Source organism: Sorangium sp. So ce176 (genome assembly GCF_051519835.1).
GTDB classification, from domain to species: Bacteria; Myxococcota_A; Polyangia; order Polyangiales; family Polyangiaceae; genus Sorangium; species Sorangium cellulosum_G.
Window position 1 is genome coordinate 44,374 of record NZ_CP150371.1, and the last position, 17,354, is coordinate 61,727.

The 17,354-nt window shown below is 73.0% G+C and carries 13 protein-coding genes and 1 tRNA gene; 6 read left to right on the plus strand and 8 right to left on the minus strand.

Annotated features, from left to right (window positions below):
• Positions 1 to 95 precede the first annotated feature (95 nt).
• Positions 96 to 180: transfer RNA gene (locus WMF42_RS00155), tRNA-Leu, on the minus strand.
• 547 nt (positions 181 to 727) lie between these two features.
• On the opposite strand from WMF42_RS00155, the gene WMF42_RS00160 reads away from it, so the two are divergent.
• On the plus strand, positions 728 to 1,384 hold the full coding sequence (locus tag WMF42_RS00160) for a response regulator (RefSeq protein ID WP_437689636.1): 657 nt from the start codon (positions 728 to 730) through the stop codon (positions 1,382 to 1,384).
• Here the strand turns inward: WMF42_RS00160 and WMF42_RS00165 are convergent.
• Positions 1,338 to 2,087 carry a Crp/Fnr family transcriptional regulator gene (locus WMF42_RS00165; RefSeq protein ID WP_061609121.1) on the minus strand — a complete coding sequence of 250 codons (750 nt, stop codon included), beginning with the start codon at positions 2,085 to 2,087 and terminating at the stop codon, positions 1,338 to 1,340. The genes WMF42_RS00160 and WMF42_RS00165 overlap by 47 nt on opposite strands.
• A gap of 347 nt (positions 2,088 to 2,434) precedes the next feature.
• Here WMF42_RS00165 and rpoN point away from each other — a divergent pair, with 347 nt between their 5' ends.
• The 3 genes from rpoN to WMF42_RS00180 all read left to right on the plus strand — a co-directional run bounded on the left by rpoN (position 2,435) and on the right by WMF42_RS00180 (position 6,077).
• Positions 2,435 to 3,955, plus strand: coding sequence for an RNA polymerase factor sigma-54 (gene rpoN / locus WMF42_RS00170; protein WP_061609120.1), 1,521 nt, complete (start codon positions 2,435 to 2,437; stop codon positions 3,953 to 3,955).
• A gap of 34 nt (positions 3,956 to 3,989) precedes the next feature.
• Positions 3,990 to 4,973, plus strand: coding sequence for a hypothetical protein (locus WMF42_RS00175; RefSeq protein ID WP_437689639.1), 984 nt, complete (start codon positions 3,990 to 3,992; stop codon positions 4,971 to 4,973).
• Between the two features lie 111 nt (positions 4,974 to 5,084).
• Positions 5,085 to 6,077 carry a hypothetical protein gene (locus WMF42_RS00180; protein ID WP_434044883.1) on the plus strand — a complete coding sequence of 331 codons (993 nt, stop codon included), beginning with the start codon at positions 5,085 to 5,087 and terminating at the stop codon, positions 6,075 to 6,077.
• A 46-nt stretch (positions 6,078 to 6,123) separates the two neighbouring features.
• Here WMF42_RS00180 and WMF42_RS00185 read toward each other — a convergent pair whose 3' ends face one another.
• Positions 6,124 to 7,386, minus strand: coding sequence for a bifunctional nucleoside/nucleotide kinase/histidine phosphatase family protein (locus WMF42_RS00185; RefSeq protein WP_061609117.1), 1,263 nt, complete (start codon positions 7,384 to 7,386; stop codon positions 6,124 to 6,126).
• Positions 7,387 to 7,395: 9 nt separating this feature from the next.
• On the minus strand, positions 7,396 to 8,208 hold the full coding sequence (gene pgeF / locus WMF42_RS00190; RefSeq protein ID WP_061609116.1) for a peptidoglycan editing factor PgeF: 813 nt from the start codon (positions 8,206 to 8,208) through the stop codon (positions 7,396 to 7,398).
• Positions 8,209 to 8,295: 87 nt separating this feature from the next.
• Between pgeF and WMF42_RS00195 the strand changes: the two genes are divergently transcribed.
• Positions 8,296 to 9,492 carry a serine/threonine protein kinase gene (locus tag WMF42_RS00195; RefSeq protein ID WP_061609115.1) on the plus strand — a complete coding sequence of 399 codons (1,197 nt, stop codon included), beginning with the start codon at positions 8,296 to 8,298 and terminating at the stop codon, positions 9,490 to 9,492.
• 328 nt (positions 9,493 to 9,820) lie between these two features.
• A complete protein-coding gene (locus tag WMF42_RS00200; protein WP_437689642.1) occupies positions 9,821 to 12,466 on the plus strand; it encodes a PBP1A family penicillin-binding protein in 2,646 nt (881 codons plus the stop codon).
• A 19-nt stretch (positions 12,467 to 12,485) separates the two neighbouring features.
• On the opposite strand, the gene WMF42_RS00205 is transcribed toward WMF42_RS00200, so the two are convergent.
• The 4 genes from WMF42_RS00205 to WMF42_RS00220 form a co-directional block, all read right to left on the minus strand.
• Positions 12,486 to 13,814 carry an alkaline phosphatase PhoX gene (locus WMF42_RS00205; RefSeq protein WP_437689644.1) on the minus strand — a complete coding sequence of 443 codons (1,329 nt, stop codon included), beginning with the start codon at positions 13,812 to 13,814 and terminating at the stop codon, positions 12,486 to 12,488.
• Between the two features lie 143 nt (positions 13,815 to 13,957).
• On the minus strand, positions 13,958 to 14,674 hold the full coding sequence (locus WMF42_RS00210; RefSeq protein ID WP_061605363.1) for a hypothetical protein: 717 nt from the start codon (positions 14,672 to 14,674) through the stop codon (positions 13,958 to 13,960).
• Between the two features lie 193 nt (positions 14,675 to 14,867).
• Positions 14,868 to 15,899 carry a tetratricopeptide repeat protein gene (locus WMF42_RS00215; protein WP_437689646.1) on the minus strand — a complete coding sequence of 344 codons (1,032 nt, stop codon included), beginning with the start codon at positions 15,897 to 15,899 and terminating at the stop codon, positions 14,868 to 14,870.
• On the minus strand, positions 15,886 to 17,298 hold the full coding sequence (locus tag WMF42_RS00220) for a serine/threonine-protein kinase (RefSeq protein ID WP_437689648.1): 1,413 nt from the start codon (positions 17,296 to 17,298) through the stop codon (positions 15,886 to 15,888). The genes WMF42_RS00215 and WMF42_RS00220 overlap by 14 nt, the downstream gene beginning before the upstream one ends.
• Between the last annotated feature and the right edge of the window lie 56 nt (positions 17,299 to 17,354).

Consider the following 17,354-nt stretch of genomic DNA (forward strand, 5'->3'; position numbering starts at 1 on the left):
GTCCCACGCGCGGACCGGACCGTCCCGGGGGCCCGCCCCCTGCTGAAAGGAAGAGCTACGGCGCGCCGCGTCCCGAGGCGGTCGAGTTCATGCCGTGGTGCACGAGGGGGGACTCGAACCCCCAAGCCTCGCGGCGCCGGAACCTAAACCCGGTGCGTATACCGATTCCGCCACTCGTGCGCGCGCACGCTTGTGGCACCCTACGCCAGCCTCATCAAGCCGGAAAATGAGATTGACGCGGTGCTCCGTTCGCGTCGAGGCGGGGATGTTGTGTCAGTTAGGGCGTAAAATTCGCGCCCGGCTTTAACCTGGAGCATCCGGCGGATCGGTGGACGGCGCCGCCCTGGAGGGGCCGCAAACCTGGGCTGGCCCGTGCGCACGAACCGCGCACCGGCCAGGAGGCGCGCGGTGGGCGAGCCGACAGCATGGGGTCGCGGTCGTCGCCGGGGCGGAGGGGCGCCGCGGGAGGAGCGCGAAACGGGCACAGCGACGGTCGAGGGGGCCGCGGGGCAGCCCCACCCGCAGCGCCGCGCGAAGGGCCGCGTTTGAGGCGGAGATCCGGGGCCGACGAGGGGCCGGGCGGCGGCGGCGACCCGCCGTCGGCACGTGCGTTGCGAAGAGGGGGCACCGTCCGCGGACGCGGATGCTGCCGCTGAACGACGGGGAGCGCGCTGGTGGCCGTCCTCGTCGATGCGGCGCAATTCGACTGCAAGCCGCAGGGATACCGATGACGTACCAACCGAACGTTCTCCTCCTCGATCAGGACCACGTCCTCCGGAGGGCCACGGCGCTCCTCCTCTGCAACCGCGGCGCCCTCGTCAGCCCGGCCGCGACCCTGGACGACGCGATCTCTCTCTCGCGCGAGCGCGTCTACGACGTCGCGCTGATCGATCTCGCCCCCGGGACGAAGAGCGCCCGCGAGATCCTGGGCCGCCTGCGGCGCGAGGGCACGATGCCGCGGCGGGTCGTCTTCTGCGCCGACGAGCCGGTCTCGTGCGACGGCGCGGACGACGTCAGCGAGGTCTTGCTCAAGCCGTACGCCTTCGGCCGGCTCCTCAGCACGATCTTCGTCGACCTCGGCGCCCCGCCCTCCACGAAATCCGGGGTCTTCCCCCGCCTCCGGCTGGTCCGCGGCGACCTCGGCAAGGCGGAGCGGAGCGGGCCGGGCGAGCGAGGCGTGCGCGCCGCCGGCGGGGTCGCCCTCGAGGCGGCGGTCCGTCCGGTCGCAACGCGTGCGGCCTCCGTCGAGGCGCGCGCCGACGCGTCCGTCGAGACGCGCGGCGGCGCCGTGGTCCGGCTCCAGCGCAGGACGCGCAGCGGCCCGTCCGGGCGGACGATCAGGTCGACCCGGCGCGCGCCGCGAGGTGCTCGCCATCCCGGATGACGATCCGCCGCCTGTCGAACGAGATCAGACCGGCGCGCTTCAGCTTGCCGAGCAGCAGGGTGACCGTCTCGCGGGTGGAGCCGATGAGCAGCGCGATGTCGGCGTGCGTGAACGGCGCCGACACCAGCTCGCCGGCGGCGTGAGGCTGCCCCCACCGCCGGGCGGCGGCGCGGAGGAACTCGAGCAGGCGCGCCTCGACCGTGCAGAGGAGCAGCGAGCCGAGCCGCGCCTCGGTCTCGAGCTGGCGCGCCACGAGCGCCGCCGCGAGCGCGGCGCGGATCGCCGGGTCGGCCGCGACGAGCCGGTCGAGCCCGGCGAGCGGCACGAGGAGCGCGTCCCCCTCGTCGAGCACCGTCGCGCTCTCGCACGCGACCGTCGCGCCCGCGAGCGCGCCCTCGCCGACGAGGTCGCCGGGCCCGCGGTGCCCGAGCGGAAATACCCGACCGTCGGCGACGCGCTCGACCTTCACGCGCCCCGCCCCGAGCAGGATCAGGTGCCGCGCCGGCGCGCCCTGCTGGACGACGCTCTGCCTGCGCGCGAGCCGCTCGAACCTGCCGATCTCGAGCAGCGCATGCCGGCTCGGCGACGTCAGGCGGGCGAACGGTGAGCGCGACAGGATCCGCTCCTTGTCGGCGCCCAGCGAGGCCTCGCCGCGCACCCCCTCGACCCCCAGCGTAGGTCCGCGCACCTTCGGCCGTTCCATCGCGCCTTCGCCCAACCTTTCGGGATTTCAAGCCTCCCGATCGGCGGGCGATAGTGCAACGATCCGTCGACGGGGGCCAATCCAAACAGGTTGCGAGCGAGCTCCCAGGCAGGATGAAAAAATCCTGCCGTGGTCCAGAGGCTGACACTGTGTTCAGCCGTGCAGGACCGAGGCCCCGCGCTTTTTTTTGGTGCAGACGTGAAAGCAAGACCCGGGCCGCTGCCCCGTTCGATGCTACGTTGGGGGTGAGGCCACCAATGAAACACTCGATGGCACGAACCTCGCGCAATGCCCCGGCCCCCCTTCGGCGGGTGGCGCCGGCGGCGAACTGAGAGAAGGAGCTCCTCATGGGCATGGAGATGAAGCTCCAGTTCAAGCTGTCCCAGCAGCTTGTGATGACCCCGCAGCTGGTGCAGGCCATCCGGCTGCTGCAGCTCTCGCGGCTCGAGCTGGTCGACGAGATCAGGAAGGAGCTGGACGGCAACCCGGTCCTCGCGGACGACATGACCGACCCGAAGGCGCGGGACGGGGAGAAGGGGGATCAGAGGGGGAGGAACGCCGACCTGCCGACGGAGCAGCGGCTAGAGAACGGCGAGCGGTTCGACCGCGACACCGACATCGCGGCGCGCGAGACGGAAAAGCGGGTCAAGGAGGTGGACTGGGAGCAATTCCTGGAAAATCGCCAGCTCCAGCAGGCAATGCCAGCGCACCGGGGCGGCTTCGAGGAGCTGCCGCCGATCGACCAGAACCTGACGAAGCCGTCGAACCTGCGCGACCACCTGCTCTGGCAGCTCCAGATGAGCGATTTCGTCGAGAACGAGCGGCAGTTCGCGCTGCTCGTCATCGGCAACCTCGACGAGAAGGGGTACCTGGACCTCAAGGGGGGCGAACGTCCGGACGGGACGAAGGGGCCCGACCTCTGCCTCGCGGACCTGGCGCGGGAGGCGGAGCTGCACCCGGAGGACGCGGAGGAGGTGCTGGCGATGATCCAGCGCTTCGACCCGGTCGGGGTCGCCGCGCGCGATCTGTCGGAGTGCCTGCGGGTCCAGGCGGAGGTGCTCGGCTTCGACGCGATCGAGATGGCGATCATCAAGGACCACCTCCACAACGTGGAGCGGCGCAACTTCCCCGCGATCGCGAAGGCGCTGAAGATCCCGCTGGAGGACGTCTACGACGCCGTCCAGGAGATCCAGAAGCTGGAGAGCGTGCCGGCGCGCAACTTCGCCGAGGTCGACGAGAAGACGATCGCCATCACCCCCGACGTGTACGTCATCAAGGACGGCGATCAGTTCGTCGTCACCGACAACGACAAGGGGCTCCAGCGGCTCTACATCAACGAGAACCTCGCCCAGCGGATGCTCAAGGACCCGAAGGCGAAGGAGTTCATCAGCGAGAAGCTCCGGAGCGCGCAGTGGCTGATCCGGGCCATCGAGCAGCGGCGGCGCACGATCATCAAGGTGACCGAGTGCATCGTCGAGAAGCAGCGCGAGTTCCTGGAGCGCGGGGTGGGCTACCTGAAGCCCATGATCCTCAGGGACGTCGCCGAGTCGGTGGGCATGCACGAGTCGACCATCTCCCGCGTGACGTCGAACAAGTACGTGCACACGCCCCAGGGGCTCTTCGAGCTCAAGTACTTCTTCAACTCATCCATCCACCGGGTGGCGGACGAGGACATCGCCTCGGAGAGCGTCAAGCAGGCGATCAAGAAGATCATCGTGGCCGAGGACAAGTCGAACCCGTACAGCGACCAGGCGATCGTCAAGATCCTCGAGGAGACGGACGGCATCAAGATCGCCCGCCGCACCGTGGCCAAGTACCGCGAGATGCTCGGCATCCTGAGCTCGTCGAAGCGCAAGAAGATGTTCTGAGCCGCGCCGGGCCGCCCGCCCGGCCACCCCATCCATGCCCGCCGATCCGATCACGGCCGCACAGCTCTTCGAGCGCTTCTTCGCGCCGCACTACCCGCCCGACGCGCTCGCCGACCTGGCGAGCGCGCGCTCGACCGACGCGAACCCGGCCGGAAACCCGTCGATCCTGGCCCAGATCGAGCACGCCGCGGAGGTGTTCGCCCGGCTCGCGCCCGGGGCGTTCGGCGCGCCCGACCTCGGGCTCGATTTCTCCGACGCCTCGGTCCACCGCCTGGGCGCGGCGCTGACGCGCGAGCGGCGCGACGCCTGGCTCGCGCCGGCAGAGGGCGCGCGGGACGCTGACGGCGCGCCGACGAGGAGCGGGGCGGGGGAGCCGCCCATGATCGTCACCCTCGTGACGCACGGGGCGCTCTACGTCGGGGCGTGCGTCGCCAGGAACCACGGCGGAACATGGCTGGTCCGGAGGCCGCTGTGGGAGTCGCTGGTCCGGCTCGAGTCGAGGGCGGGGACGGGCGATCTCGCGATCTTTCAGTGGTGGCTCAAGGCGCTCAGCGACGAGGAGATCGGCCGCGGGAGGCTCGTGGATCGCTACCGCACCCACGTGGAGGTGCCGACCTTCGACGCCGAGCAGCTCCCGATCCTCGCCGCGGGCGACCGGCGGATCCCGAGGCTCGCGAAGGTGCGGTACGACACGCTTTACAAGCACCTGCGCGCGCACCTGCCGGAGCTCAGGTCGGTCGGCGAGGATTTCCCGTCCCCCGAGCGCTTCGAGGAGATGGGGTTCAAGAGCATGGAGTTCGCGCTGCTCGGCGGCGGGCGGATGCTCCTCATGCACGGGGCGACAGCGGAGGGGGTGCACCTGTTCTGGCTCGACGCGAGCGGCTTCGTGAAGTCCGTGTACTACCCGGCCGACAGCTTCCCCGCGCACGTGGTCCAGGTCGAGGGCCAGAAGGTGCGGGTGATCGTGCCCGTCCGCGGCGAGACCCAGGCGCACGAGATGCTCTGGTGGGGGGCGTAGCCCGCCGCGCCAACGCGCCGGGATGACGGCGCGCGCAGCGGCTGGCGCTCGCGCGCTGCGCGCCCGGGCCTGACGCTCGCGCACGGCCCTCCCTGGCGGTAGGCTCGCCCCGTGCTGTCGTCCGACGTCCGCTTCGAGGGGTTCACCGCGACCGACTGGGTCCGCGTGCTGTCGTTGTTCAGGCCGCGGCGCGCGGATGCGCCCGAGGCCGGCCGGCCGCGCGGCGGCGTCGTCGCGGTCCACGCGGGCGGCCGGCTCAGGAAGCTCATGCACACCGACGCTGGCCGGCTCCGGATCGACGACGCGCAGCGCGCAGCGCCGCGCACAGCGGAGGAGCTCGCCGCGCGCCACCACGCGAGCTGGGCCGCCGTGATCGAGGCGGGCGCCCTCGAGGCGATCGTGGAGCGGTTCGGGGCGCGCATGCGGCGCGGCGACGACTTCATCGCGCAGTCGCTCCTCCTGCTGCAGCTCGCGCGCGAAGAGGTCCTCGCCGGGAAGATCGACGTCTGGCCGGCGCGGCTGCGCGGCGTGCCGATGCCGTCGCCGGGCGTCGTGCGGGGCACGCTGGAGTCGCTCGCCGGGGTCGGCAAGACGATGGTGATCGGCCTGTTCGAGGGCGGGGAGCTGTGGACGAGCGTCGCGATGCGCCGCGACGCGCGGGGGATCAACCTGATCCTCGGGCCCGACGAGGTGCGGAAGGACATGGGCCTGCTCGCCGGCGACTGGCGCCGCGACTACCGGCACCTCTCGCGCGCCATCGAGGAGCGGGCGGGGGAGCTGTCGCTCGGCTGCTTCGCGGAGGCGGAGACGATCCGGAAGCTCGAGGTCGACCCGAGCCCGGGCGCCTGGGCCCGGGCGGTGGCCGTGCGCGACGTGATCCTCGCGCCGGTGCCCGCGGCCCTCGCCATCCCGCTCGGGATCGACGCGGGGCGCGCGGCGCTCAGCGCCCTCCGCGCGATCGCGGAGCGGATCGACCCGATGGGGATCGTGGGGCCCGCGATGCGGGCGATGCTCGAGCGCGCCGGCACCGACAGCGAGATGGCCGCGATGCTGCCGTTCCACCCGCTGGAGCTCCTCCGCAAGCTGATCAGCCGGGAGCGCTGATCCGGCGCGAGCGCGCGCCGGGCCGCGGCGCGGCCGCGCCGCCGCGTCAGGGGTGCGCGGTGCTCGAGTCGCCGCCCTGGACCGCGGGCGCGAGCTGGAAGCGGCGCTCCTCGCAGGCGTACGCGGTCGGGGTCAGCTCGATGACGGTGTGCAGCGGGATCGGCAGCGTCGGGCACGAGGGCGCCGGGCGATCCACGAGGTAGGCGTACAGCGCGCGCAGCACCGCCTGGTGGCCGATCACGAGCACGGGCGAGCGCTGGCGCTCGAGCTGGATGATCAGCGGGTCGAGGCGCTGGATGACGTCCTCGTACGACTCGCCGCGCGGGTAGCGGTAGCGGAACTTGTCGGCCGCGCGCGCGTTGAAGACCTCGGGCATCTGCTGCCGGATCTCCTCGTAGGTCATGCCCTCGCAGACGCCCGCGTCGATCTCGTCGAGGGCGCGCCAGGCGACGTGGTTCTGCGTGATCGGGCGCGCGGTCTGGATGGTCCGGCGCAGGGTGCTCGTCCAGACGTTGACGTACTCGTCGCCGGCCCGCTCGCGGATGAAGACGGAGAGGTTCTTCGCGTACTCGTCGCCGCGCGCGCTGAGATCCGAGTCGCCGCCGAGCAGGCCCTTCTCGTTGAACACGCTCTCGCCGTGGCGGGTGAGCCAGATCGGGTGCGGCGTGAGGTGCATGTTCATCAAGAGCGGGACGAGCCGCGCCGGCAGGTAGCCGTGGATGCGGTTCAGCACGACCTGGCGGCCGACGTCGATGATCTTGATGTAGCTCTTCTCGGGCTCGCCCAGCGGCTCGTACGCGCGGGCGTAGTGCGCGATGCGCGCGCGGAAATCGCGCAGCGCCGCCTCGGGATCGACGCCCTGGTAGTCCGGGGAGCGGAGCTTCGTCTCGCGGACGTTGGTCTCGATGATCGACTCGTCGTTGCAGATCGACTCGATGAAGACGACCGGGAAGCCGTGCGCCTGGCAGCGCTCGGTGACGAGGTTCCGGCGAGCGCGGGTGCTGTTCGTGGCGTCGTAGATCGCCACCTCGCCGCCGGAGCTGAGCCAGCCGATGAGGTCGTCGAGCGCCGTCATCGCCATGCCGAGCAGCGCCTGGCGGCCCGAGGTGTTGTCGGGGTCGAAGAACTGGTGCGGCTGCGCGGTGCCGAGGTGCGCGCGGCGGTAGTTGCCGACGTTGAAGAGCCGCGTGGGGTGGCCGAGCCACGAGAGGTACCGCGCGATCTTGCGGGCGATGGATGTCTTCCCCCGGGCGGGCAGGCCCACCATGGCGAGGACGATCGGCGACGAGTCGCGCGCGAGCGAGACCATGGAACCGTTCTAGCCGATGACGGTACGGCCGGCGATGATCGCGGAGAGCAGCCGGCCGCTCCGCTGTCCGTCGCGCCGGTAGGAGAAGAAGCGGGCGGGGTCACACGCCGTGCACCCGCGGACGTCATCGACCCGCGCCGCGTCGAGCCCGACCTCGGCGAGCTGGGCCTTGAGGATGCTCCGGACGTCGACGTGGGGGCGCGCTCGGGAGGCGCCGCGGACGACGACGGATCCGCCGGCGGCGGAGCAGGCGGCGAGCTCGGCGGCGACGTCGTCGCCGACCTCGAAGCAGCACGCCTCGATGTGCGGGCCGATCGCGGCGACGAGATCCGCGTCGGGGCCGGCGAGCGATCTCAGCGCGCGGGCGGCCTCCACGACGACGCGGAGCGCGGTGCCGCGCCAGCCGCTGTGGACCGCGGCGACGGCGCCGCTCCGGCGATCGGCCAGGAGGATCGGCGCGCAGTCGGCGCTGCGGACGCCGCAGCCGACCCCGGCCGCGCGCGAGAGGGTGACGTCGCCCACCTCGCGGACGACGTCGTCGCGGTCCTCGTCGCCGGTGAGCACGCGCGCCGCGACGCCGTGGACCTGGCTGAGGTAGTAGAGCCGCGCGGCGGGGATCCCGAGGCGCCGCGCGGCGCGCTCCAGGTTCTCGCGCACGGCGGCGGGATCGTCGCCCAGCGCGACGGCGAAGCTCAGGGTGTCCCACGGGGGGGCGCTGACGCCGCCGCGCCGGGTGAAGAAGGCGTGCGAGAAGCCGGCGGCGGCGAGGAGAGGGCTCTGGAGCGCCTCGGCCGCCCCGGGGGCGTCCAGTTTTGCGGTCATTTGTCCTGTCACGACGCGATCGGACGCGTCGGCTGCTTCGGTCATAGACGATACGGGTGGGTTGCGTGGTATTTTCCCGCTCCACGCATGGCCGCCGGTCCGGACCCGAACATCGGTCGAGATCTGCTCGGGGGGCAGTTCCAGATTCTTCAGAAGATCGGCTCCGGCGGCATGGGGTCGGTCTACAAGGCCGCACAACCGGCGATGAACCGGATGGTGGCGGTGAAGATCCTCCACCCGAAGCTCGCGAACCGAAAAGATCTCGTCTCTCGCTTCCGCCGCGAGGCGCGGGCGATGAGTCATCTCACGCACCCGAACACAGTGAAGGTGCTGCTCTACGGCGAGCTCGAGGACGGCTCGCTGTACATCGTCATGGAGTACCTGGAGGGCAAGAACCTGAACCAGGTGGTCCGGAAGGAAGGGCCGCTGCCCGTCGAGCGCGCGATCCCGATCCTCATCCAGGTCTGCGGCGCCCTGCAGGAAGCGCACATCCAGGGGATCGTGCACCGCGACCTGAAGCCCGAGAACATCTTCCTGTCGACCAACGGCGGGCTGAAGGACTACCCGAAGGTGCTCGACTTCGGGCTCGCGAAGGTGACGGAGCGCGAGCTCAGGCCGGGGTCGGTGATGCTCACGCAGGAGGGGATGGTCTTCGGGACGCCGGAGTTCATGTCGCCCGAGCAGGCGCAGGGCAAGGTGCTCGACGCGCGCAGCGACATCTACTCGCTGGCGACCATCCTCTACGAGGTGCTCACGGGCAAGCTGCCGTTCGAGGCGCGCACGCCGATGGAGTACATCCAGCACCACGTGACAAAGAACCCGATCCCGCTCGACGAGCGCGTCCCCGGGAAGCAGTTCCCGCACGGGCTCGCGGCGGTGCTCGGCAAGGCGCTCGAGAAGCGGCCCGAGGACCGGTTCGAGTCGGCCGCCGAGTTCGCGGACGCGCTCAAGCCGTTCGCGGGCGGCGCGGGCAAGGGCTACACGGCGATGATGCCGAAGAACGCGAACGCGGTGCTCGAGCAGGCGGCGAAGCAGCACGCCGCCGCGCTCCAGGCGAGCAAGGCGCCTGCGCCGACGTTCAAGTCGCCGGCGAAGACGGTGAAGATGATGCAGCAGCCGCCGGCGCCGGCCGCCAAGCCGGCGCCCCTGGCCAAGACGCCGACCAAGGCCGATACGCCGGCCAGGGCCGAGGCGAAGCCGCTGCTGCTCGTCGGCATCGCGGCGGGGTGCCTGATCGCCGGCATCCTGATCACCATCGTGGCCATGCGGCTGTTCCAGGGCTGATCCTCGGCCGCTGCGCCCCAGGATCGAGGCGATCCCACGCGGGCGTGCTAGCGTCGCCGCGCAGGTGCGCCGGGCGCTCTGGATGCGCATCGCATGCGCCAGCGTTCACGGGGACGACGTCATGGCCTCGGAGCAATCAGGGAACCCTGGGGGAAACGGGAACGATCCAAACGGCAAGGCCGATCCGCCGCGGCGCGCGTCGGAGCCGCCGCGGAGGACATCGGAGCCGCCGCGGCGCGCGTCGGAGCCGGCGTGGCGGGCGTCGGAGCCGCCGCGGCGGGCGTCGGAGCCGCCGCGGCATGCGTCGGAGCCGCCGGCGCGGAGGTCCGTGCCGCCGGGGCGAGGGAGCGAGCCGCCGCAGCGGAACAGCGCGGGGGCGCGGCCGATCAGCGCGCCGCACCTCGAGGGCGCGCCGCTCCCGCCGGACGGGGCGGCCGCGCAGGACAGGAACGCCAGGCTCGCGACCTGGGCGAAGCGCATCGGGATCGCGCTCGCGGCGCTGCTCGTCCTCGCCGGCGTCGCGGTCGTGCTCGTCGTCCAGCACTACGAGGCGGACCTGCCCTCGACGCGCGAGCTCAAGGACTACCGGCCCCCGCAGGTGACGCGCATCCTCGCGCGCGACGGGACGCGCCTCGGCGAGCTCTTCACCGAGCGACGCACCGTGGTGCGCATCGGCGAGATCCCGAACCAGGTGAAGCTCGCCGCGCTCGCCGCCGAGGACGCGGGCTTCTACGAGCACGCAGGGCTGAACTACCTCGGCATGCTCCGCGCGCTCGCGGTGAACCTCCGCTCGACCCAGACGAGGCAGGGCGCGAGCACGATCACCCAGCAGGTCGTCAAGAACGTCCTGCTCACGCCGGACCGGACCTACGGCCGCAAGGCGCGCGAGATCATCCTGGCCCGCAGGATCGAGCAGGAGCTCACGAAGGACGAGATCCTGGAGCTCTACCTCAACAAGATCTACTTCGGCCACGGCCGCTACGGGGTCGAGGAGGCGAGCCGGTACTACTTCGGCAAGGGCGTGCGCGACGTGACGCTCGCCGAGGCCGCGCTGCTCGTCGCCGTCGTGAAGGGGCCGTCGGTGTACTCGCCCCGCGTGAACCTCGAGCGCGCCGCGGGGCGGCGCGACTTCGTGCTCGATCAGATGCAGCGCAAGGGCTTCGCGGACGAGATCCTTGTCGAGCAGGCGAAGCGTGAGCCGGTGGTGCTCGCCATCGAGACCGAGTCGCTCGCGGAGCTCGCGCCCGAGGTGGTCTCCGAGGCGCAGCGCGTGCTGCGCGAGGTCGCGGGGCCCGCCGCGCAGCAGGGCGGCTACACGATCACGACCACGATCGATCCGGCGATGCAGGCGGCGGCGCGCGCGGCGGTCCGCAAGAACCTCGACGCGTACGCGAAGCGGCACAAGCTGTTCGGCCCGCTCGCGCGGGCCAAGAAGGAGCCGCCGCCGTTCGACGGGACGCCCTCCGGCCACAAGGTCTTCCGCGGGATCGTCACGGGCGCCGACGACGCTCGAGGGACGCTCTCGGTGCGGGTAGGCACGGTCGAGGGCACGGTCTCGCTCCGCGGCGCGCAGCGGTACAACCCGAACGGGCTCGTGCCGAGCAAGTTCGCCGAGGTCGACAAGGTGCTGCGCGTCAGCCTGATCGGCCCGGCGCCGGAGCCGGTCGTCGCGGCCATCGCGCCGGCCGAGGGGGACGACGAGGACGCGGCCGCCGGGGAAACGAAGCGCGCCGCGGCCACGGGCAGCGCGGCGAAGCCCGCGGCGCCGGTGCCGATGCGGCTCGAGCTCGGGCCCGAGGGGGCGCTCGTCGCGATCGACGTGCGGACGCGCGAGATCGTCGCGCTCGTCGGCAGCTACGAGGCGGTGCGCGGCGGGCTCGACCGCGCGACGTTCGCGCGGCGGCAGCCAGGGTCGACGTTCAAGGCGTTCGTGTACGGCTACGGGATCCACGCGCGGACGCTGACGCCGGCGACGATCCTGGAGACCAACCCGTCGGCCGTCTCCGGGTACAACCCGCAGAACCACGATGAGAGCGAGGGGAAGTCGCCCGCGCGGCTGCGCGAGGCGCTCGCGCACAGCGTGAACGTGGCCGCTGTGTCGGCGATGTCGCGCGTCGGCGCCTCGAACGTGGCCGCGTTCGCGGGCGCGCTCGGCGTCCAGTCGAAGCTCGGCGCGGACCTGTCGCTCGCGCTCGGCGCGTACGAGGTGACGCCGCGCGAGATGGCGGCAGCGTACGCGAGCATCGCCGCGGGCGGCGTCCACGAGCAGCCGGTCCTCATCACGAAGATCGTCGGGCCCGGAGGCGTGGAGATCCCGCTGCCGCCGCGCCCGCCGGCGCACCGCGTGATGGACGAGGCCGAGGCGTACGTGCTCACGAGCCTGCTGACGTCGGTCGTGCAGAGCGGGACCGCGAGGCAGGCGCGATCGCTCGGGCGGCCGATCGCCGGCAAGACGGGGACGACGAACCAGTCGAAGGACACATGGTTCGTCGGCTACTCGACCGACATCGCCTGCGCTGTGTGGACCGGCTACGACGACGCGGCGCCGCTCGGCAAGGGCGAGGCGGGCGCCACGTCGGCGCTGCCGGCGTTCGTCGATTTCATGAAGCAGGCGCACGCGAAGCGCCCGGCGGCCGACTTCCCGGTGCCGAGCGGCGTGGTGCGCGTGAAGATCGATCCGGCGACGGGGCTGCTCGCGCGCGAAGGGCAGGAAGACGCGATCGAGGAGGTGTTCGTCGCCGGCACGGAGCCGGTCGAGGAGGCGCCGGTCCCCGAGGCGGACGCGGGCGCGGAGGCCGCGGACGGCGGCGCCCCGGAAGAGCTGCAGGGCGTCGTGCCGGCGCCGGGCGAGGGGCCACAGCCGGCTCCGGCATCGCCGGGAGCGGCGACAGCGCCGCCGACGCCCGCCGAGGCGGAGCACGCGCCGGAGCCTGGCCCGCTGCCGGCGGGCGACCCGGCGCCGCCGCCGTTCTGAGCGGCGCCGCCCTGACGCGCTAGCCGGCGCCCGGCGCGGGCGCCGACGTGGGCGGGCCGCCGGGACCGGCGGCGACCCCGGGGAACGGGCCCGTCACGGCCAGGGTGAGCCCGTCTTCCTGCATGTTCAGGAACAGCGCCCTGCCGTCGGGCGAGAAGCAGACGCCGGCGAGCTCGCCGAGGCTCCGCGCGTTGTGCGCGAAGTCGAAGACCTGCCCGTCCACGGTCAGGCCTCGAACGAAGTTCCCGAGCGGGCCGTCCTCCACGAGGAAGAGCTCGCCCCAGGGAGCGATGGTGATGTTGTCGGGCATGTCCAGCGCATCCCTGTCGGTCGCGTGCGCGAGGAGCTCGATCGTGCCGCCGTCTCCCTCGGGGACCACCTGGAAGATCTGCCCGGCGCCCGCCGGGCCGCCGGTCGTCGCGCTGAAGCACACGGCGCCTTGCGAGAGGCAGATGCCCTCGCCGCGCCGGAAGACAGCGGCCCCCTTGGCCCGGCCCTGCTTCCGGACCGTGTCGTCCTTCGGATCGGGATCGTCGATGTCCACCCACGCGATCTCGCGCGGGTGCCCCGGAGCCCAGCCCGATGTGTCGACGCCGCGCTCCCCGACGACGCCGAGCGCCTGGAGCTTGCCCTGGAACGGCGCCGCGGGGTCCGCAGGCTTGAAGCGGTAGAAGCAGCCGTCCGTGCGATCCTCGGTCAGGTACGCGACGCGCGTCGCTGGATCGACGACCGCCGCCTCGTGGTAGAAGCGGCCGTAGCCCGTCAGGCGCTGCGGCGGCGCCACCCGCGACGCTGTCGCCGGGCACACGAAGACGTAGCCGTGGCGCGCGTCGACGTTCTCCTCGCAGGTGAGCCAGCCCCAGGGGCTCGGGCCGCCCGCGCAGTTCCGGTTGGTGCCGGCGAGCACGAGGTTGCTCGAGCGGCGCTCGAACGTCGCGGCGTCGAGCACGAGCCGCGTGACGCCGCCCATGCTCGCGGCGTCGTACGCCTCCGCCGGCGCGCTCTGCCCGGCTTTGTAAGGGCCGATCGCCCTGTCCGCCGGCCCGTTCTCGTGATTCCTGAGCAGGACGACGGTGCCGTCGGGCCCAGGAAAGCACCCCATGCCGTCCGGCCGGCCGGGCACCCGATAGCCGTCGTCCATGTCGGCGCCGGCGCGCTCGAGGATCCGGTAGGTGAAGCCCGCGGGGAGATCGAGGATGCCCGCCGGGTCGCGCGCGAGGGGCCCGAACCGGCCGACCGCACGGGGCTGCGTCTTCCGAGAGAAGATCAGGGAGAACGGCAGGGCCAGCGTCGCGACCGCCGCCCCGCCGAAGCGCAGGAACGATCGCCTCGGGACGCGTCGTTGCATGAGAACCATGTAGAGCAGCGAGCGGTCCGGCGAAAGCCGTCGACCTCGCGTCGCGAGGCTGGTCCGGGGCTGGCGCGGAAGAGGTCAGCGGGCCTGTCGCGTCGCGAGAGCGCCTGTCGGGAGCTCACGCGACCGTCCTGGCCTCACCCGGGCTGGACTCCGTCGGGAGCGGTGGGGACCAGGTCCTTCGAGGATGCGCGGCCGATGAGCCGGCGCAGGATCTGCTTCGCGCCGATCGCCCCGCCCGCCCCCACGGCGAACACGAGGGGCGCCGCTGCGCCGCCCGTCACCGCGATGAGGCCCGCCGCGAGCAGCACGCCGGCGCCCGTCGCGACAGCGCCCGTCGAGGCCTCCTGGGCCGCGTGCGCGAGCGCTTCCTTCTTCGTCATCTGGCCTCGCTGGTAGGCCGTGACCCCCTCGTACGCGCCGAAGGCGCCGTCGATGACGAACCCGATCCCGGCCGCCTTGCCCGCGCCCTTCAGGACCTCCCGGCCGGCGGTCTTCATCGCCTCGCGGGCGAGCGCCTTGGCCGCCACAGCCGACGCGCCGTCGGCGAGCGCCGCCTGGCCTGCCTGCCGCGCCGCCTCGTGCACGACGAGCGCGCCCGCCTGCTTGCCGCCCTGATCGACGAGGATCTTCGCCGCCGTCGTCGTCGCCTGCGCGCCGAGCGAGAGCCCCGGCGCGAACGCGTCCACGACCGCCGTGGTGTTCTCGACCATCGCGCGCCGCAGGCCCTCCCGCGCGCCCTCGTCGAGGAGCCCCTTGCCCGCCGTCGAGAACAGCGCCTCTGCCGCCCCGCGCACGGCGACCGCGCCGCTCCCTGCAACCGAACCAAGGATCTTGTTTCGTCGTGAGCTCATCTCGACCTCTGCTCTCGCGCGTCTTCGCCTCGAGGAGGGGTAGCGCCCCGGGGCGGAAAGACAAGCTCAGCGCCGCGCGCCCGCGGGCGTCGCGCGCGGGCGAGATCCGTCCCCGCGCACTGGACGCGCCGCGGCCGCGTCGAGGGCGCTCGGCCCGTCGCGCCGGGCCGCTGCGCGCGCTCGCGCGCCGACGTCAGAACCTCACGCGCAGGCGCGAGCCGAGGCCGCCCGGCCACGGCGCGAGCGAGAGCTCGGCCGACCGCAGCGCGCCTCGCGCCGCGGGCGCGCCTTGCGCCGCCGACGCGGGGCTGGGAGGGCTCAGCAGGAGCAGCGTGACGCCGGCGCCGATGCCGACGAGCCCGACGCCAGCGAAGACGCCGGCGAGCGTCGAGGCCGTCCTGCCCGTGTCGTAGTCCCCCTGGAGCGACGGCGGGCACACGTAGGCGCCGTCGCCGGCCGGGGAGCACCCTTCCTCGACCGCGGACACCGCGCCGGCGCGCACCGCCAGCGCGACAACGGTCGCGATCGCTCCTGCGCCGCCGACGCCGAGCGCGATGTAGCCGCCCGTGCGCGCGCCGCTGGAAGACGGCACCGGAGCGGGGGCGCTCGGGGCGGCGGGCGCATCGCGCGCCGCGATCGGCGGCGGCACGGTGAGCGCGACGACCCGGCGGGCGCCCGGCGTGAGCTCGATGCGCTCCGTGAGCGGCGCGGCGCCGCCGTAGAACAGCTCGATCGTGTGCACGCCGAGATCGCGCTCGAGATCGATGCCGAGGAGCCTCGGGTCGAGGGGCTTGCCGTCCAGCGCCACCCGGACCTGCCGCCCCTCGGCGCCCTGCACCTTCAGGGCCAGCGTCCCGACCTTGCTGCCGAGCGCCCGGTAGCGGAGCTCGGCGTCCTCACTCCACCCCGCGTACTTCGCCTCGGTGGACTGGAGCGCGGCGCGCCGGAGATCCCACCAGTCGCGCCGCGCCGAGGCATAGAGGCCGAGCGCCTCCTCGCACTCGGCGATGTTCCGCAGGGCGCCGAGCCCCTCGGGGTAGATCTCCAGCGCGCTCCGGAAGGCGATGATCGCCTGCTCGCACTGGCCGGCGCCCCGCAGCTCACGGCCGCGGGCGAACAGCGTCTTCGCGTCCTCCTCGGCCCCGGCGGCGAGCGCTGGCGCCGGCGCCGCCGCGAGCAGGGCGGCGGTGCAGAGCGTGAGGAGCTGTCGCTCAAAGAATCTCACTCTTGTCGATCTCCTTGCGGCGCCGGGACGCGGGGGGCGGGGGCGGCGACGAGGGCGCGGCCGTCGCCGTCGCGCGGGGAGCTGCCCCGCCTCCGGCGGGACGGGGCTGGGCCCCGCGCGGCTGCGCAGGCGCGGCCGCCGGGGCGGGCGGAGCGGACTCCTCGGTGGGAGCCTCGGCAGGCTGCCCCGCCGCGCCAGGCTGCTGCTGCGGCGGCCGCGGCGGCGGCGGGCGCAGCGCGGCCTCCTGGAGCGCGCCGCGCAGGGCGGGGGACAGGCGCCGCGCAGGGCGATCCGCGCGCGGCGGATCGAGCAGGCTCCACGCGAGCGCCGTCGCGCCCACGAGCGTGCCGAGGCACGCCAGCGCCACCGCCGTCATCGCCGCCGGCCGCCGCGCCAGCGGGACCTCCGGCGGCGGCTCGGGCGGCGGCGGCGGCGCCGAGAGCGCGGCGCGGTAGGCCTGGACCATCTCGCGGATCGAGGCGAACCGCTGCGCCGGATCCTTCGCGAGGGCGCGCGTGAACCAGCCGTCGAGCCCCTGGGGGAGCGACCGACGGAGCTTCGTGACGGGCTCGAAATCGCGCGTGCTCACAGCGACGATGAGCTCGGCGATCGTGTTGCCCTGGAAGGGCGGCCAGTCCGTCAGCACCTCGTAGGCGAGCACGCCGAGCGCCCAGATGTCGGCCCGCGCGTCGACGGCGAGCGGCGTGGCGAGCTGCTCCGGGCTCATGTAGTTCGGGGAGCCCAGCATGACGTCGGCGTCCGTCTCGCGCGGCCGATCGAGGCCGAGGTTGCCGTGCAGCGCCTTGGCGATGCCGAAATCCGCGACCTTCACGGTGAGCGCCGCGCCGGGCTCGTCGAGGAGCATCACGTTGGACGGCTTGAGGTCGCGGTGGACGATGCCCATATCGTGCGCGACCGTGAGCGCGTCCGCGATCTGATCGAGCACGTCCGCGAAGCGGCGCGGATCGGTCGGCCCCTTCTCGTTCAGCTCGGCGAACAGCGTCCGTCCCCGGATGTACTCCATCACCAGGTAGGGGACGTCGTCGTGGATGCCGGCGTCGTGCACGGCGACGATGTGCCGCGTGCGCCCGCCCAGGCGGGCCGAGATCTGCGCCTCGAAGCGGAACCGCTCCAGCACGGTGCGGCACCGCTCCGGGTCGCCGGTGAGCGCAAGGCTGAGGAACTTGATGGCGAGCTCGGTCTTGAGCGTGACGTGGACGGCGAGCCAGACCTCGGCCATTCCCCCGCGCCCGAGCGGCCGGAGGAGCCGGTACTTGCCGTCGACGACCTCATCCGCGGCGTGCTGCCAGATGTCGGACTCATCCGCGCTGGCCGGTCCTTCCGCCGCGCTTGGGCTGACCCTGAGGGTCGTCGGCATGCGGGATGAGGCGACGCTCACACCCGGAAGGATAGTGGATGCCACGCGCGGGACTGGCACTATTCGACAGCGATCGC

Coding starts and splice junctions, on each gene's coding strand:
- WMF42_RS00160 (WP_437689636.1), top strand. CDS start 728: ATGACGTACCAACCGAACGTTCTCCTCCTCGATCAGGACCACGTCCTC.
- WMF42_RS00165 (WP_061609121.1), bottom strand. CDS start 2,087: ATGGAACGGCCGAAGGTGCGCGGACCTACGCTGGGGGTCGAGGGGGTG.
- rpoN (WP_061609120.1), top strand. CDS start 2,435: ATGGGCATGGAGATGAAGCTCCAGTTCAAGCTGTCCCAGCAGCTTGTG.
- WMF42_RS00175 (WP_437689639.1), top strand. CDS start 3,990: ATGCCCGCCGATCCGATCACGGCCGCACAGCTCTTCGAGCGCTTCTTC.
- WMF42_RS00185 (WP_061609117.1), bottom strand. CDS start 7,386: ATGGTCTCGCTCGCGCGCGACTCGTCGCCGATCGTCCTCGCCATGGTG.
- pgeF (WP_061609116.1), bottom strand. CDS start 8,208: ATGACCGCAAAACTGGACGCCCCCGGGGCGGCCGAGGCGCTCCAGAGC.
- WMF42_RS00195 (WP_061609115.1), top strand. CDS start 8,296: ATGGCCGCCGGTCCGGACCCGAACATCGGTCGAGATCTGCTCGGGGGG.
- WMF42_RS00205 (WP_437689644.1), bottom strand. CDS start 13,814: ATGCAACGACGCGTCCCGAGGCGATCGTTCCTGCGCTTCGGCGGGGCG.
- WMF42_RS00210 (WP_061605363.1), bottom strand. CDS start 14,674: ATGAGCTCACGACGAAACAAGATCCTTGGTTCGGTTGCAGGGAGCGGC.